The organism is Candidatus Poribacteria bacterium (assembly GCA_026706025.1).
Lineage (GTDB): Bacteria > Poribacteria > WGA-4E > WGA-4E > WGA-3G > WGA-3G.
In genome coordinates this window covers 30,885-48,675 of record JAPOZO010000055.1, presented here as the reverse complement: position 1 = coordinate 48,675, position 17,791 = coordinate 30,885, and the positions used below count along the sequence as shown (strand labels likewise).

Annotated in this window: 13 protein-coding genes; 6 read left to right on the top strand and 7 right to left on the bottom strand. The window is 47.0% G+C overall.

Features of this window, described 5'->3' with window-relative positions:
* Positions 1-142: 142 nt before the first annotated feature.
* From uvrB to OXH00_12700, 3 genes are all read right to left on the bottom strand, one after another.
* Positions 143-2,191 (bottom strand): excinuclease ABC subunit UvrB, encoded by a 2,049-nt coding sequence (gene uvrB / locus OXH00_12710; protein MCY3741875.1) that lies wholly within the window; start codon positions 2,189-2,191, stop codon positions 143-145.
* A gap of 378 nt (positions 2,192-2,569) precedes the next feature.
* A complete protein-coding gene (locus OXH00_12705) occupies positions 2,570-5,041 on the bottom strand; it encodes a PBP1A family penicillin-binding protein (GenBank protein ID MCY3741874.1) in 2,472 nt (823 codons plus the stop codon).
* A 40-nt stretch (positions 5,042-5,081) separates the two neighbouring features.
* Positions 5,082-5,672 carry a redoxin domain-containing protein gene (locus tag OXH00_12700; GenBank protein ID MCY3741873.1) on the bottom strand — a complete coding sequence of 197 codons (591 nt, stop codon included), beginning with the start codon at positions 5,670-5,672 and terminating at the stop codon, positions 5,082-5,084.
* 272 nt (positions 5,673-5,944) lie between these two features.
* Here OXH00_12700 and lexA point away from each other — a divergent pair, with 272 nt between their 5' ends.
* The gene (lexA, locus tag OXH00_12695; GenBank protein MCY3741872.1) at positions 5,945-6,610 is read left to right on the top strand and encodes a transcriptional repressor LexA; all 666 of its coding nucleotides are present in this window, start codon (positions 5,945-5,947) and stop codon (positions 6,608-6,610) included.
* A 69-nt stretch (positions 6,611-6,679) separates the two neighbouring features.
* On the opposite strand, the gene OXH00_12690 is transcribed toward lexA, so the two are convergent.
* From OXH00_12690 to OXH00_12675, 4 genes are all read right to left on the bottom strand, one after another.
* On the bottom strand, positions 6,680-7,429 hold the full coding sequence (locus OXH00_12690; GenBank protein MCY3741871.1) for an HAD family hydrolase: 750 nt from the start codon (positions 7,427-7,429) through the stop codon (positions 6,680-6,682).
* Between the two features lie 182 nt (positions 7,430-7,611).
* Positions 7,612-8,640 (bottom strand): glycosyltransferase family 9 protein, encoded by a 1,029-nt coding sequence (locus OXH00_12685; GenBank protein ID MCY3741870.1) that lies wholly within the window; start codon positions 8,638-8,640, stop codon positions 7,612-7,614.
* A 35-nt stretch (positions 8,641-8,675) separates the two neighbouring features.
* Positions 8,676-9,551 carry a CehA/McbA family metallohydrolase gene (locus OXH00_12680; protein MCY3741869.1) on the bottom strand — a complete coding sequence of 292 codons (876 nt, stop codon included), beginning with the start codon at positions 9,549-9,551 and terminating at the stop codon, positions 8,676-8,678.
* A 355-nt stretch (positions 9,552-9,906) separates the two neighbouring features.
* Entirely contained in the window at positions 9,907-10,782 is an 876-nt protein-coding gene (locus OXH00_12675) for a CehA/McbA family metallohydrolase (GenBank protein MCY3741868.1), read from the bottom strand.
* Between the two features lie 464 nt (positions 10,783-11,246).
* Between OXH00_12675 and moeB the strand changes: the two genes are divergently transcribed.
* The 5 genes from moeB to OXH00_12650 all read left to right on the top strand — a co-directional run bounded on the left by moeB (position 11,247) and on the right by OXH00_12650 (position 17,786).
* Positions 11,247-12,434, top strand: coding sequence for a molybdopterin-synthase adenylyltransferase MoeB (gene moeB, locus OXH00_12670; protein ID MCY3741867.1), 1,188 nt, complete (start codon positions 11,247-11,249; stop codon positions 12,432-12,434).
* Between the two features lie 166 nt (positions 12,435-12,600).
* A complete protein-coding gene (locus tag OXH00_12665) occupies positions 12,601-12,843 on the top strand; it encodes a hypothetical protein (GenBank protein ID MCY3741866.1) in 243 nt (80 codons plus the stop codon).
* 125 nt (positions 12,844-12,968) lie between these two features.
* Positions 12,969-13,673: a hypothetical protein gene (locus OXH00_12660; protein ID MCY3741865.1), complete on the top strand. Its 705-nt coding sequence runs from the start codon at positions 12,969-12,971 to the stop codon at positions 13,671-13,673.
* Positions 13,674-13,756: 83 nt separating this feature from the next.
* On the top strand, positions 13,757-15,475 hold the full coding sequence (locus OXH00_12655; protein ID MCY3741864.1) for a CRTAC1 family protein: 1,719 nt from the start codon (positions 13,757-13,759) through the stop codon (positions 15,473-15,475).
* A 1,207-nt stretch (positions 15,476-16,682) separates the two neighbouring features.
* On the top strand, positions 16,683-17,786 hold the full coding sequence (locus tag OXH00_12650) for a sigma-54 dependent transcriptional regulator (GenBank protein MCY3741863.1): 1,104 nt from the start codon (positions 16,683-16,685) through the stop codon (positions 17,784-17,786).
* Positions 17,787-17,791 lie beyond the last annotated feature (5 nt).

Sequence of the window (17,791 nt, the reverse complement as noted above, 5' to 3'; positions counted from 1 at the left end):
ACCTTTCAAACAAGAATGACATTACGCCTTCATTGGACGAAAACAAGGAAACTAACAGTTTACGGTACAAAGATGCCACGAATAATGAAATCCCTCATTAAATTTAAGAGACTAACGGTCTCTGAAATTGTCCAACACTCAATTAATTTGTGGATTGCGCCTTCAGTTCGGCAATACGATCCCGTAAAGCGGCGGCTTCCTCATAATCAAGCTCCAGCGCAGCCTTTCGCATCTGTCGGGTCAGGTCGGTAATGATCGCTTCAATATCTTGTGGCTCCATATCCTCAACAACGGCAGGCGGCTGCTCCGTCTTCTTAGTATCATACTCGGTTTCCGATTCAGCGATAAGCTCCTGAATCGCCTTTTGAATGGTAGCCGGTGTAATATCGTTATCTACGTTATATTGTAGTTGAATCTCGCGACGGCGGCGCGTCTCCTTCATTGCTTCTTCCATTGCTTCTGTAACATCATCCCCGTACAAGATGACTTCGCCATCAACATTCCGCGCAGCGCGTCCAGCTGTCTGCACAAGCGATCTCACAGACCGGAGAAAACCGGGACGGTCAGCGTCCAGAATCGCAACAAGAGAGACCTCTGGTAGATCAAGCCCCTCTCGAAGCAGATTGATACCAACTAACACATCAAAGACCCCTTCCCGGAGTTGACGGAGAATGCGAGCGCGGTCAAACACGTCAATCTCAGAATGCATATAGTCGGCACGGATACCCGCTTCAGTCAAATACTCGGTTAAGTCTTCCGACATCCGCTTGGTAAGCGTTGTGACGAGAACCCGTTGTTTCCGCTTGACCCGCTCCTTGATCCTGCCGATGAGATGGTCTATCTGTCCTCTTACCGGATGGATCGTAATTTCGGGATCAATGAGTCCTGTTGGGCGGATAATCTGCTCAACGATTTGCGCACCGTTTTCCATTTCATACTGTCCCGGCGTTGCGGAGACAAAAATAACCTGGTTAACGCGCGCTTCAACCTCGTCGAAACGGAGAGGTCGGTTGTCCAGTGCCGAAGGCAGGCGGAACCCATACTTAACGAGCGTCTCCTTTCGAGAGCGGTCGCCACGATACATGCCGCGCAGCTGCGGAATTGTGACGTGGGACTCATCAATAAAGAGTAGAAAATCGTCAGGGAAGTAGTGCATGAGACAGTACGGTGGATCTCCTGGTTGTAACCCAGAAAGGTGCCGCGAGTAGTTTTCAATACCAGAGCAGTAACCGACCTCCCGCAACATCTCCAGATCAAAGCGGGTGCGTTGTTCAATACGTTGTGCTTCCAGCAGCTTATTCTCTTTCTCAAAAGTTAGGATCCGGTCTTGGAGTTCAAGTTCAATATTGATTAATGCTTGATCAAAGATTTCACCGTCAGTCATGAAGTGCTTCGCCGGATAGATTTCAAGGAAATTCCGTTGTGCCATGATCTCACCCGTCGTGGTATCAATCTCGCTAATGCGATCAATCTCATCACCGAAAAGTTCAATACGATAGGCGTTTTCACTATAAGCTGGAAACACTTCAACGACATCACCACGTGCGCGGAACACACCCTGCCAGAACTCCACGTCATTACGGACATATTGAATATCGACCAAGGCGCGTAGGAGTGCATCGCGACGAACAACCGCGCCAACTTCTATCTGAACCCTCTGGTTCTCAAATTCCTCTGGCGACCCGAGACCGTAGAGACAGGAAACACTTGCGACAACGATAACATCGCGACGCGATATTAAAGACGCTGTCGAGGCGAGCCGCATCCGCGTGATCTCCTCGTTAATACGGACATCCTTCTCAATGAAAGTGTCTGTAGACGGGATGTATGCTTCAGGTTGATAGTATTCGTAATCGCTGACGAAGTAGTGAACGGCGTTATTCGGGAAAAACGTTCGGAACTCGTTATAGAGTTGAGCGGCGAGTGTCTTATTCGGCGAAATAACGAGTGTGGGTAACTGAACGTTCTGAATCACATTCGCCATCGTGTAGGTTTTACCAGACCCGGTCACACCGAGCAGCGTCTGTGCTTTGTTGCCACATTGGAGTCCCGCTGTAAGTTGGTCAATCGCTTGCGGCTGGTCGCCTTCGGGTGAGAAATCAGAGATGAGCTCAAATTCCAGTTGACTCACTTCAGGGTCATCGTCTTCTGTAGCATCAATTTTCGTTAGCAATTCCCAATTCTCTCGCATTTCGGCTTCTCACTCCTTGTCAGGTTAATGTAGATCGCAGGCAATATGGACATCAAGCCCACAAGAAATTTGTACGGTATTTAGTTTTCAGTTATCAGAGCGATTTTTTTCCGAAAAAATCTTTCAGTTTTAACAGTTTTCAGTTTTCAGTCCGATTTTTCTGCGAAAAATCTTTCAGTCGTCAGAAAGAAACCTTGTGATTATCAAAACCTCTTTTACAGGTTATCGGTTTTCGGTTAAAGAGGGGTACGGTTTAATCAGATACCTCTTTAACTGACAACTGAAAACTGACAACTGAAAACTATTTCCTCTGATAACTGATAACTGACAACCATTCCTCTGAAAACTGACAACTATTAAAACTGAATGCTCCTATCGCTATCTATGGAGATTACAAAGTTTTTTCGGTTCTTGTCCTTCAATAAAAGGTTCTGTGCTAATATCTTCCTCCGGACAGGCACCTGCGCGTTTGAGAAGCCCACTTCTTTTATTAATCTCTCGAAAAACGATTCCATCAGGGACAGGAAATTCTTTTTCAGGACCTCGGACAGCGTCAATCATAAATCTTGCCCAGATAGGCAGTGCTGCCCATGCCCCCTGTTGATTATAATTCCGGCGTCTCGGATCCTTTCTATCAAATCCGACCCAAACACCGACGACCATATCTGCTGTATAACCGACGAACCAAGCATCTACATCGTCATTAGTCGTGCCTGTCTTACCTGCAGCTGGGCGGGTAAGTCCCATCCGTACCGCGCGTCTACCGGTTCCATGTTTAATCACATTTTCCAAACACGAGGTAATCTGATACGCCACCTTTTCATCTAAGACACGGGTGCGCTCGACCTGATAATTGTCAGGCGGATAAATAACTTCCCCCGTTGTGTCCAAAATATATTGGATGTGCCTCGGCTTCGTCTGAACCCCACCGTTTGCAAAAATGCCATACGCAGAGGTTAATTCAAGGACTGTCATACCAGACGCGCCTAAAGAGAGGGCAGGTTTTGGATCCATCGGGCTTTTAATACCCATCCGCTTGGCTAAATCTACAGTGCGGTTTATGCCCTCCCATATACCGTTCGCGCCTATCGGCGTATCCAACATCGCTCGCGCCGTTGGAACGTTAATAGAAGATGTGAGAATATCTCGCATGATGACCGGTCCCTTAAACATATCACTATAATTGCTCGGTGCCCACCACTGTCCAGGGAAAGGCACCATTCCCCACTTTTCATCCATAACAACCGTTGCGGGTGTTACAACCGATGGTTCCTCTAACAAAGCGGCAAAAACAATAGGTTTAAAGGCAGAACCGGGTTGCCGTCTTGCACTTCCAACAGCACGATTATAAAAATTAAAATGTCCGTCCCCGATATAATAATCTCTACCACCTACCATCGCTCTAACGCGTCCAGTCCTCGGTTCAAAAGCGATCAGAGCAGCTTGCAAATAACCATCAATAGGGTCAATCCCATTAGGGTTCCGTTTATTGACATCGTAATTGGGGAGGCGGCTGCCCCCATATTTTCCATCCATATAACGCAAATGATCCGCGACCGCTTTCTCAGCAACAGATTGCATAGACATGTCTATCGTTGTGTAAACCTTCAACCCACCACTATATAACTTCTTGTTAAGCTCTGGAAGACGGAGAAGTTCAGCGTGGACGTATTGAATAAAATGTCCTGCTTCTGTTGCTTCTATGCCGCTTCCGGGCAGACTCTGCGGGAGTGGGGCGTTTATACCTCTAAGCCATTCAGACTCACCAGCGATATAGCCTTCTTCTAACATTTTACTCAGTACTATATCACGTCGACTTTTAGCATCTTGTGGATTGTAAAAAGGCGAAAAAGCGGCGGGACCCTTCGGAAGCGCAGCGAGTAAGGCACACTCATGATTCTCCAATTCGGATACCTCTTTACCAAAATAGCCACTTGCTGCCTGTTGAACGCCGTGCAGCGTTTTACCACCAAACCTTGACCGACCCAAGTCAACATGATTCAGATAACGTTCTAAAATCTCATCCTTAGAAAAAACCTTCTCAATTCTCACGGCAAGGAGTATTTCTCTGGCTTTTCGGACATAATCTCTTTTCGACCGCTGTTCAAAAAGGTAAATATTCCGCGCTAATTGTTGGGTCAAAGTACTCGTCCCAGCCAAGCGTCTGCCATCCAATAATCTACCTTTAAATGCACCAACGAGACGTATAACATCAACACCCCAGTGCTCATAAAACCGTCGGTCTTCAATAGCAATGAACGCGCCTTGTAATCTTTGAGGCATTTGGAGTAGCGGAATCAAACGCCGCGTAGTTCCCTTATCCTTATCAGCGATGTCGGCTATTTTCTCGGGTTCAAGGTAAAAGTTCTCGCGTACAGCATTGCCCTCGTTCCGAATAGAGACAATCTTTCCGTCTTTCACAGAAATCTGAACATGTCCCGCCTCCACATCAAGATTCGGATACTCAAAATCCCGTAGATGGATACGAACAGTGCCGTTTTTCTTACCAGCGTCGAGTGCCTGAGCGTACTCTCCGGGTTGGCTCAATCTTGGAATGATTTCCGCGACATCCTTATATTCCAATCGCTCCAATTTAGCAAGTAAGAACACTATTTTATCTGCCCGCTGCACTTCGCAGACCGAGGAGTAGACTTCCAGATGTTGCTGCCATGTTTCAACAGCATTATATTCAAGATCATCAAATTTGATGCCCCGCACATCCTCCCAACACCCAATTAGCATGCCACCGGCAAATCCGATTCCGGCAAAAGCTGCTATAAATATCAGGATGCACACAACCCAAAATAGGGTTAGCAAAACTTGAGAACAGTGGTATAAGAATCGAAGCATTTTGTTTGCCCCTCCTACCTCATATTCAATAGAGCCGGATTCACGGTGTTCTATCGTTTACACCGGTTTTCCGAACCCGCTTAATCGTACAACCGATCGCTCTTGTCTTTTTTCCTGCCTTTGGAATGTCTTTTCCGGCAATCACTAAATCCAAAGCGTCCTTGAGATAGTATTTCGTCGGTTCCTTCGGACTGTTATCAATCGCCCCAGCATAGCGAAGGACACGTTCTGCATCGAGAAGAAAGACTTCTGGGGTCCGTCTCGCGCCGAAATAATCAGCGATTTTGTTCTCTGGGTCCTTTAGCAGTGGAAATTCAAAGCCGTGTTCCTTACTGTATGCTAAAATCTCCTCAACTTTTTCCTGCTTGTTTGAATTGATCCCGATAAATTGCACCTTCTTTTCTTCATACGCCTTGACCAAGTTAACGATCCGCTCCGTGTAATCAGTCGCTATAGGGCACTGCGTGGCAAGGAATAGGACCACTGTAACGGGTTTTTCCTCACTCAATTTGTAGAGGGTGAAGTCCGTGCCTGCAGTATCCTTAAGGGTAAAATCCTTGACGACACTGTCAAGTTTTACCTTTTCTGGTTCTTCTTTGGCAAATCCCGTCCCTATGCTCCCGATAGACAAAACTATTACCACGCACACACACTGAAAAACAGTTGAGATACGCGGCATCCTCTGAAGAATAAAACGATCTTTCGCAAAAAAATATATAAAGAGATTTAGACGCTGCATTTTCTAATTTTTTCCCTTAATTAAGACGTTAGTAGCACCATTGGGTTTCAATTTTTTGACAAGGATACGCGCGAAAATAAAATTTTCATTTTTTACTTGCATTCTTAACCTGCATATAATATAATATAAACATATAAACTAATCCTTACCGTAGGAGATTACCCATGGCAAAGTTCTTGACTGCCAGACAACGCGAGATCTTTACCTATATTCAACGGCGTATCAAAGAGGGTTATCCACCAACAATCCGTGAAATTGGTAGTAAATTCGGCTTCTCAGAAAAAGCGGCACACGACCATCTCAACGCGCTTGAAAAGAAAAAGTATATCGGGCGGGAAGAGGGCAAACCCCGTGCCATTTCCATTCTGAAGGAAGCAGACCCCAAACTCCAAACCAGCAAATGGCTGGAAGGCCAGAACGCCAACCCCGCCTTAGCGGAGGTGCCACGCGATATTGTAGAAATCCCGATTTTCGGACGCGTGGCGGCAGGTACACCTTTACTCGCATCGCAGAACATCGAAGGTACACTTCCAATTCCGACGCGCATGGTAAACAACCATGAGTGTTTTGCCTTGCGTATCATCGGCTCCAGCATGGTCGGGGCTGGCATCCTTGAAGGCGACTTCGTCATCGTTAGAAGGCAAGCAAACGCTGACCCCGGTGATATTGTTGTCGCACTCGTTGAAGACGAAGCAACCGTGAAACGCTTCTACATTGATGGAGAGCGGGTCCGGTTACAACCTGAAAACCCAGCAATTGAACCGACTATCTTCAGTGTTAATGACGTGATGATACTCGGCAAGGTCATTGGGCTTCACCGCGAAATATAGTAAAACCTTTTACGCTACTGGCCTCAATGTGATGGGCAGAACGAAGTATCTGCCCATCCCTCTCAAACTTTACACCGACGCCAAAAAATCAGTCAATTCGTGTAGGTGGGAAAGTTGGACATCCACCATAGATAAATCTGGACACGCCTTCTCCTCATTACCAACAAGCCATGCCGTCCACAGTCCTGCATTTTTGCCGCCGACCATATCCGCAGCATAACTATCGCCAACGTAGATAGCATGTGCAGGGACAACGCCCAATTCCGACAAAGCCGCTTCAAAAATGCGAGCGTCCGGCTTTGCTATCCCTAAAACCGTAGAATCTATGATCACCTCAAGCAACGGGGTCAGTCCATACTCATCACACCAACCTCGGGTATTCCCAAAGTTATTGCTAATCACAGCAAGTTGATACGTACCATGAAGCGTTTCGAGCCATCGCCGATTGTTTTCGAGATGCTCGGCAGCACCCGCGCAGAACCAATCAACATATTCATCTTTCATCTGATCACTCAATCCCAACCGCTTATAGATTCCAACGGCAATCGCATCGGTAGTCTCCCGCAAGTTACAACGCGCCGCATATTCAGAGGCAACCGCCCCAACCGGCAGCATTGAACCGTCTTGATAAGACCACTCATGCGAGGTATCTCCGAGTGCGAATTCCGTTATTGTCTCCTTATCCGCCTTGTCAAACGCCTCACGCGTAATCTCTGGGTGCCGCTCGTGGATAAAATGATACGCTCGTTCCAACCAATGGATACCGTTTCCATCTAAAGTTCCGCCGAAATCAAATATTAAGGCGCGGATGTCTTTCATTCGTGTTCCTTTTTAGTATTTTAACCCAAGTTGCCATTTTGTAGCATAGGCTGTTAGCCTGTGCCTCTTCGCGCCGAAAATGGCAGGAAACACGCCAAGTTTTCGCAAAAATGACCGCTTTTCACTGAAAAATGGTGTGCGTGCGTCTGAAATCATAAAGGTAGCAAGTTGGATTATTTTAGTCAGGCAGCATGTAACTGCTGCCGTAATTTTAACTCCAATGCCTTTATGACTTCAGTCGTGCTAATTTCCGTCATGCAGAGATATGGCGCAGCTTGCCGATGGCACGTCCGCTTATAGCATGGACGACATTCAACAGGTTTCTCTATAATTATATGTCCAGCACCATAAGGCTTATGGCGGAGCGGGTCCGTTGGCCCGAAGAGCGCAACTGTTGGTGTACCGACCGCGGCAGCGATGTGCATAGGACCGCTATCACAGGTTAAACACACCTCACATCTCTCTAAAAGCGCACCGAGTTGTAAAATTGACGTTTTTCCAATGAGATTAATCGCCGGTAATGATGCAGGTAAGTCATCTGCAAGTGTCTGCTCCGCAAATGAACCGGTCAATATAATTCTCGCATCCGGGATAAGGTGTTCAATTTGGTAAATAACCTCAGCGAAATTCGCCATATCCCACCGTTTTGTCCGCCATGTTGTACCTAAATTGAGCGCAACAAGTCTATCGGTTGCAGAAATACCTTCAGCATGCAAGAGGTCTTGAATCATTTCACGGTCAGCATCCGTATGCCAAAACTCCAAGGAATCTGAGGAGCCGTCGATGTTGAGGAGCCGCAGTACCCGTAGATACCGATGCACTTCATGGACACTTGTAGTATCCTTACACGATGCGGTTAGCAACATTCCGCGCCCACTGACGTTTGTCCCGACACGTATCGGTACCCGCGCGAGGAAAGGTAGCAAGGCATTTCGGAACGAAGTAGGATGCAACACAACAGCAACATCAAACGCAGCCCCGTGTATCCGACGCACCAATCCCGTTAGGGATCGGTAGCGTCCACGGTTTTTGGTATCCACGATGCAAGTATCAACATACGGGTGCGTTTCCATCAAACCCGCCACAAGGGGCCGTAACAGAAGTGTCAAATTAGATTCGGGATAGGCGTGTTTCAAAGCACGCAACGTAGGCGTCAGTAACACCATATCGCCGATCCAGCCGCCTGTTTGACACACCAAAATATTTCGCATTGTCGCACCCGTGAAAAGACGACCAGATGTCTATTTTAGAAAAAAAACGGATTTGACCAAGCCTTCTTACCCGTTTCGTCTGTTATTTCAACGCGAACATATTTAGCACCGTTCGGAACGCTATAGGTCGCCTCCGTCAAGAGTTCGCCATCGGATGGAAGGATCCGCCTACCCCGGCTGCACTCCGCTTTAAAAACGATGGATTGTGCCGGTGAACATTTGACTGTTACCTCGCCATCCTCTAACGCCATATCTTCAATTTCGGGACCGAGCGTAGAATAGAACGCACCTGTTCGGAACGCTTTCATGATACTCTCAATCGTCAACTCTTCCGCTTTGACCATAATCCACCCGTGAAAGCAGTCGTGTTCGGTGCCGTGTGCATCATCTGAAGCGATGCCGAGGACAGGGCCCCCTCTATCCAGCAAGTCATCCCATGCCTGTTCCGAGAAACCTTTGCCGATGCCCATACACGTGTCGTTATAGACCTCAATGGCGAAGTACCCGCGTAACGGCAAATAATCTGTAATCGTGTGTCCGGACCAATAAGGGTGACACAAAACGGCTTCACCACCCTGTGCTTTGATTTCATCAAGCACTGCGTTCGGATGCATCTTCGCGCAATTGATCGTCTCATGAATGTTAATCGCTACAAAATGATACGTCGCACCGCCGTAAGGATTTGACGGATGCACTTCACTGCCGGATATTGCCAGAAAGTCTGACGTACTGTAAGCACTCACATCGTTAACCTTACGGTGATCTGTTAGCACAAGGAAATCGTAGCCTGCCTCACGGTATGCCGCGAAGCGATCCGCCATAGGAAGCTGCCCATCGGATTCTGTGCTATGGCTATGTGTATTCCCACGGTACCATTGTCCCGGTTGCTGAAAAGGATTTGCGTTGAACATAACTGGCTCCTTGTTCCGTAATAATGTACTCAAGTTATTAGGAGATGCTGATTTATGAACCTGTTGGCGCGTCCTGCACGTCCAGTTCTATTTTAGCATATCCAAAATCCACTTGTCAATAATTGATCAAACTAAACTATCGCCAATCCATCATCCGTTTGGCACACCAAGAGGAGCGCACCACAACGTCTTCTAAAAGACAACACGGTCCTTCAAGATACTTACCTTAGATAGGACTTATGCATTTTCTCTTAAAGTCCCCCTGATAAGGGGGTGTTTTTGCTGGGGTTTTTCTTCTATAGGGGGTTAAATCAGCAAAATATACCGTTCCTCCATTCAAGTCGCGTAAGTCCTATTAGAAAAAGAAAGGGTTCGACCAAGCTTTTTTGCCGGTTTCGTCTGTTATTTCAACGCGAACGTATTTAGCACCGTTCGGAACGCTATAGATCGCCTCCGTCAAGAGTTCACCATCCGACGGAAGAATCCGCCGACCGCGACTGCACTCCGCTTTAAAAACGATGGATTGCGCTGGCGAACACTTAACCGTTACCTCATTATCTTCTAACGCCATATCTGTGATTTCGGGTCCCATTGTAGAGTAGAACGCGCCCGTCCTGAGTGCTTCCATGATACTTGCAATCGTCAGTTCCTCTGCCTTGACCATAATCCATCCGTGGAAGCAATCGTGATCGGTGCCGTGTGAATCATCCGAAGCGATGCCGAGAACAGGACCACCTCTATCCAGCAAATCGTCCCAAGCTTGTTCTGAAAACGCTTTGCCAATCTCCATACAGCCGTCGTTGTAGACCTCAATGGCGAAGTAACCCCGCAATGGCAGATAATCTGTAATGGTGTGCCCAGACCAATACGGATGACATAAAACGGCTTCGCCGCCCTGCGCCTTAATCTCATCAAGCACTGCGTTCGGATGCATCTTCGCACAATTGATTGCCTCATGAATATTAATCGCTACAAAGTGATGTATCGCACCACCGTATGGGTTTTCAGGATGCACTTCGCTTCCTGATATCGCCAGAAAGTCTGACGTACTGTAAGCACTCACGTCATTAACCTTACGATGATCTGTTAGCACGAGGAAATCGTAGCCTGCCTCACGGTATGCCGCGAAGCGATCCGACATGGAAAGTTGACCGTCGGATTCTGTACTATGACTATGTGTATTGCCTCGGTACCATTGCCCGGGTTGGCGGAAAGGGTTTGCGTTGAACATTGAGAACTCCTTATTCCGTGATGATGTATTTCAGTCTTTAGGGCAAATGCTTAATTCATTGGATAGACTTCGTAATTCCAAACCATTTTAGCGTGTCTACAATCCGTTTGTCAATAATTATTCAATTAGTAGTCAGCACTATTCAATTTTCGATTTTCAATTATCAGTAGGTGCGGGTTGGTGAGAATGCGACCTTAATTGTCTGAATCAGGATTTACAGAATTCATGGTTTTTTCAGGGTTAGGGATGTCTCTTGATTGCCAGAGGTATTGAGTTTTGGGTTAAATCGACTTTTTTGTCGGGGAGAGGTCGCTCCTATAAGACCTCTTTTGAAAAAAAAAATAAAACATTGACAACACCACGCATCTATGATATAATTTTGCAAGCGCAAGAAACTGAAACTTATAGCGTAAGAATATGACAATCCGTTATCCCTATATTCTTTTGACGCAGGAGAAAATCTTATGAAATCCTACAGGCAAATCGTTGAGGAAGCCAAAACAGAAATACCAGAAGTGACGGTTGCTGAGGTGAAAGCCGAACAGGAGAAAGAAAGCGATTTCGTGTTACTCGACGTACGCGATGAAGACGAATATCGCGCCGGTTATATTCCGGACGCTGTCCATGTCACACGCGGTATGCTCGAATTTTCCGTTGAAAACTACATTCCAGACCGAGACCAAAAAGTCGTCGTCTATTGTGCGGCAGGACTCCGTTCCCTTCTCGCCGCAAAGTCGCTCCGTGAAATGGGATACACAGACACGGTTTCCCTCGCAGGCGGCTATCGTGATTGGGCAGCTGCTGGTCTGCCGACAGTCCAAGATAAACCGATGAGCCATGAGCAACTCGATCGTTACAGCCGACATTTTATGCTCACTGAGGTCGGTGAGCAGGGACAAGCGAAACTGCTTAATGCTAAAGTCTTGATGGTCGGTGCGGGGGGATTAGGGTCGCCCGCGGGTGTATATCTCGGTGCCGCAGGCATCGGACATCTCGGTATTATTGATTCCGATGTCGTCGAATTAAGTAATCTACAGCGTCAGATACTCCACCGTACAGAATCCGTCGGCACCCCGAAAGTTCAATCCGCAACGACAACGATTAAGTCGTTGAACCCAGACATCAATATCACACCGTATAACCTCCGCCTGACTGCCGATAACGTCGAAGAAATTTTCTCGGAATATGATCTGATTGTAGACGGCTGCGACAACTTTGCTACCCGTTACCTCGTCAACGACGCGGCTGTGCTGATGAATAAACCCGTCGTTCACGGCAGTATCTTCCAATTCGAGGGACAGGTCACGCTCTTCAAACCACACGAAGGTCCCTGCTACCGATGCCTATTTCCGACACCGCCACCTCCGGGCATGGTGCCCAGCTGAAGTGAGGCAGGTGTCCTGGGCGTGCTCCCAGGCGTAATCGGTGTTATGATGGCAACTGAAGCGATTAAATACATTATCGGTATCGGCGAACCGCTTATCGGTAGGCTGATCCTCTACGACGCGCTCAGTATGACCTATCGTGAAATGAAAATTAGTAGAGATGAGAACTGCCCACTCTGTGGTGATAACCCTGTTATTACAGAACTGATTGATGATTACGATGCAGCGGCGGAAAATCCGGAAACCTTCGCACCCGCTGCTGATTAAATGAAGTTTAAGAAAATATTTCGGTAATTCTATATTTCCTCCAGACCCGGTAGGTTTGGTTTCCTAACCGAACCGGACTTCCCCAAAAATTACCGAATTAAAAAATTAATCTTCAAACAACCAGCACCCGAGACGGAGATTTAGACAACTCCGAGGAGAAATCTATATGTTACCTTGTCCTGATTGTAACAACCCACTGACGCAGTTTCCGATCGAACAAGACGACGTAGACCTCGTCAGTTGTGATGGCTGCTACGTCGTGTTGCTCGTCCATCCCGGTGATGATTTGGAACGTGTAGACAACGTCACCTTTGATGATCTCGTCGAAGCGTACGGCACTGAATATCCGATTGATGTTGACCCAAGCACAGTGGAACTTCCTGAAGAGGTTGAAGACGCATTGATGTAGATCGGGAAAGATGATGTCGGTGCTAAGACTTAATTAGGAAATTGAGGACACAGAAAAAGAAAATGCACATCTTTTTTCTCGTTGTGCTACAATGGTTTTAATCTACTATTTTAAGGAGGTTGTTAATGCGAACTCTCATTTTACTAACAGTACTAAGCCTGATCGTTTCACCCGCATTCGCGCAAAAATACATTAGTTGGGAAGCGGAAAACTATGACGCTATCAATGGCGAAAAATTCCAAACCTTTGAAACCCCATCCGACCAACCGGGCAACGCAGGTGAAGGCGTAGACGATTACACCGTCGCCGAAGCATCAGGCGGTGCTTTCATCGGTTCAGCCAACGGGGCTGGAAACGATGGCGGGGACTGGGTGAAATACGAGTTCTCAGTCGACGGAGATGATTGGCATTTCTGGGGACGTGTGATTGCGCCGTCAGTTGCCGATAACTCCTGTTACTGGGCACTCGATACAGCCGACGGCGATGTTACCTCTACCAATGACGGCCCCATGAATATCTGGGATTTCTATGAAGCAGGCGAACTCCGGGAAAACTATACGACGGACTGGGTCTGGTTCCGATTGAACTCACGCAACGGCCCTTTTGAAGGATTGGAACTCACCCAGCACGGCGACGATCCGGTTCCCGTCGAACTTTCCGCCGGTGAGCACACACTCCACATCGCACATCGCGAAGATGGCACATACATTGACCAAATCTTCGCGACAACAGATATCGAATTCGATCCGAACGAAACCAACCCACAGACGGCTGTTGAACCGAAAAACAAGTTGACGACAACTTGGGGCGCGCTCAAAAGCGGATTCTAAGTCGAACAAACACTTAAAGGCATCCACGCGCTGGATGCCTTTACTTTTTAAATTATTACCAGCAACGCGGGATATACGGAAAATTGAGAACTCACTGTTATTTCTCGCTCGGTCCGAAAACAAAAACCCTCCTACACATCTGCTTGATACTTGCTAACTACGCTGCTACGCTAAACGCAGCTGAAACGACACTCCGTTTCACAGATCAAACGCAGGCAGCCGGTATCCATTTTAAACATAACAACGGGGCATCTAAACAGAAATACCTACCTGAGACGATGGGGGCCGGCGGACTCTTTTTTGATTACAACAACGACGGACATCTCGATATCTACCTTGTCAATAGCGGCTCCCTCAGCCAAGATGCTCAATCCGTCAGACATACGAATCACTCGGACGTCCTTTATCGTAACAACGGGGATGGGACATTTGTGGATGTAACCGAAGCAGCAGGACTGCAACAAAACTACGGATACGGTATGGGATGCCTTGCTGCAGACTACGACAACGATGGAGACACTGACCTCTATCTCACCAACTTCGGCAAGAACCAACTGTATCGGAACAATGGGGACGGCACCTTCACAGACGTTACGTCCCGCGCCGGTGTAGGGGATGGCAGCTGGAGTGTCAGTGCCTCCTTCGGCGACTTCGACCTTGACGGATATTTGGACCTCTATGTAGCGAATTATCTGGACTATCACCTCGAAACAGCCCACGCCTGCTTTTTGGAGGGTGTTCATATCTACTGTGGTCCACACGAATACCCGGGTGCCCGTGATACGCTCTACCGCAACAACGGCGATGGCACTTTCACAGATGTTACAACCCGCGCGGGACTACACCAAGCCGGAAAGGGGTTAGGGACGCTCTTCACAGACTACAACAGCGACGGCTATCCTGATATTTTTGTCGCTAACGACGCTGTTCCCGATTTTCTCTACCACAACAACGGTGATGGCACTTTCACAGATGTCGCCATCACAGCAGGGGTCGCTTATAACGCAGAAGGACGCGCAACCGCCAGTATGGGGATCGCCGCTGGCGATTACGACAATGACGGGTTGCCAGACCTCTTTGTCACAAACTTCGCTTTGGAAATCAATAGCCTCTTTCACAACGACAGCGACGGCTTTTACACAATGACCACCTTTGAAACCGGTCTCGCCGATCCGAGTTTTTCACAACTCGGTTTCGGAACTCAGTTTCTCGACGCAGACAATGATGGGACACTTGAACTTTTCGTCGCAAACGGACATGTGTGGGATAATGTATCAGAAATCACGCCATCACTCTCCTATAAACAACAGTGCCAGATCTTTGGTAACATTGAAACCGGACAATACAACGATCTATCTGAGACAGCCGGACCATTTTTCAAACGTCGAGTCGTCGCGCGCGGTGTAGCTACCGGCGACTATAACAACGATGGCGCAATGGATATTCTTGTCACATGCTGCGGCGAAACCCCGGCACTCTTGCGCAATGATTCTCAGACAGCCCACCAAAAGCACAATTGGGTGAAAATCCGGCTCGTCGGCACTGAAAGCAATCGCGACGGCATCGGGGCAAAAGTCTGGGTACAAACAACTCAGAAAACACTCTTCAAAGAAGCTATCTGTGGTGGAAGCTACGCCTCCAGTAGCGATCCTATCCTTCACTTCGGTATCCGTACACAAGAAACGATTCAATCTATCAAAGTAAAATGGCAAAGTGGACGTAGCCAGACAGTCGATTTCTCAAAGACAGAGAAGCCGGTGAATCAAGTTATCCGTATCATCGAAAACCCGGCAAAAAATTAGATTGGATATTTCAGTTTTCTTGTTTAGGACTTACGCATTTTCCCTTAAAGTCCCCTGATAAGGGGGATTTAGGGGGTTAAGTATAACCCAAGTTGCTACCAACGGATTTTGAGCATTGTAACGCGGTTTTTCCGACACTTTCTTCACCCCGTATGAGGTTTAACAAATAAATTGGGTAATTTACTCCAGGCCCGGTAGGTGCGGTTTCCTAACCGCACCGGGTCCGACAAGAAAACTGAAAATTACCCGATTAAATTTTTAATCTTCATTAGGGGTGTTATGTCTATAGAAACTAAAATATCGCCCTGCGTGCTAAATTTGCGTAAGTTCTGTTGTTAATCCGAAGCAAGTCTCCGGCAGATTCTTTGTCGTAGTAAAGACATCCGGATGCCCTCACTCGCAATGCGCTTCCCTTTAGTCACAAAGATAAATCTGCGTAGAAATGCCCACTGTTACTAAAATCGGCAAGACTGGTACATCGGCCATCAGCGACCTCTTATCCATCATCCATACGAAATAATCGTTGTATATAATGCAATAATTGCATACCGTTTGCAAAAATTGTCAAATTCTTCGCAAAAGATGCTATTCAGGCGGACTCAGTATCAGTCCCCATTTTAGAATTTATCTATCCTCCATCCCTAAAAAAAATAAATGTTGCCGAAAACTCTCTTCTGTTTTCCATAGACACACCATCTCTTTGACGATAATTGATAAGAACTCTCTCAGGAAAACAGAAACGACGCGTTAGTAAAACGAAACAGCGTATTATAACCCAAGTTGCCACTTTGTAGCATAGGCTGTTAGCCTGTGCCTCCATGAGATACACATTCACACGTTCACATAACAAGGAAAGTGTGTAAGTAATTACGGGATCTACTATAAACCACGAGTTCTTGGTTTTCCACACGCCTTATCTCCATACAATAGAACATTTTTTGCACTATATACTGCAATTTTTGCGTGCTGATAATCGACAAAACGTTACAAACACCCTTCATTTTTTCAATAGTGCCGCTCTCAAAAAAAGATGAACACTGACACTCCATCTGACAAACCCCACTGGATACGTGCGTTTACAAGGATAGCAGTATGAAAAACCTCTTTAAAATTTCAGCGATCATTTGGTGTAAATATGCTGTAGGTCGTGACAGGCATTGGCACGAAATTTGCTTAAGTAACGTGATTCAGTTTTAAAGGAGCAATCATGAACCAACAGACGACATTTATTGAATTACCATCAGCACCTATGCAGGCAATTTATAACATAATCCAGCAAGTCGTAAAGGCAAAAATCCCCTTTTTCATTACTGGCGAAACCGGTGTTGGTAAGGAAGGCATCGCAAGATATATTCATGAAAGTAGTTTACGAAGAGATAAACCGTTTATCGCCATCAACTGCGGTAGATTCTCCGCTGAACTCCTCCAGAGTGAACTCTTTGGACATGAAGCAGGGGCGTTTACAAGCGCGATCCGTCAACGTCAAGGCGCATTTGAAGCTGCAGACGGGGGGATCCTCTTTTTAGATGAGGTACCCGAAATGTCCTTGGACGCACAGAAAATGCTTTTGCGCGTTTTGGACACGGCTACATTCACACGGCTCGGTGGAAATGAAGTCTTGACTGTCGATGTTCACATTATCGCTGCAACAAACAGAGATATTGCGAAAGCAGTCGCTAAAAAAGAATTTCGGGAAGATCTCTACTACCGGCTTAAGGGGATGATGCTTCATCTACCTCCACTCCGCGAACGCACAGAAGACATTGCACCCTTAGTGACGGCTTTTATTATCGAGTTCAGCACCGAATATGGGAAAAACGTCACCGGCATCGCCTCAGAGGCACTCAAGCGTCTTGAACAGGCAGCATGGCCTGGCAATATCCGGCAGCTTCGGAGCACTGTCCAAACAGCTGTCGCACTCGCAACAATAGATGAACTCGAACTCAAAGATTTCCCAGATATATATCCTGAGTTCGTTCAGACGCTTATCTCTATCTGGCAGACGCTCCCCTCGGAAACCCAGCATGCAATCTGGGAAACACTTCCATTAGAAATACAGCATGCAATTACGCATGAAGTCTCAACGCGCGCCCCAGAACCATGGCGCACCTTGCAAGCTGCCTACATGCCGAAAACGAGCGAAGAAGGCGGATTTCTCAATATCGAAAACATGAACCTGAATCAAATTCTACGAGCAGTCTCCCAGAGGCGTATTGAGCAACATACATCCTTACGCGAAGCAGCTGAATCATTAGATATTGATCTCCGAACCTTGCAAAAATACGCACAATGGGAGGAACCAAAAGAGTAATAGGG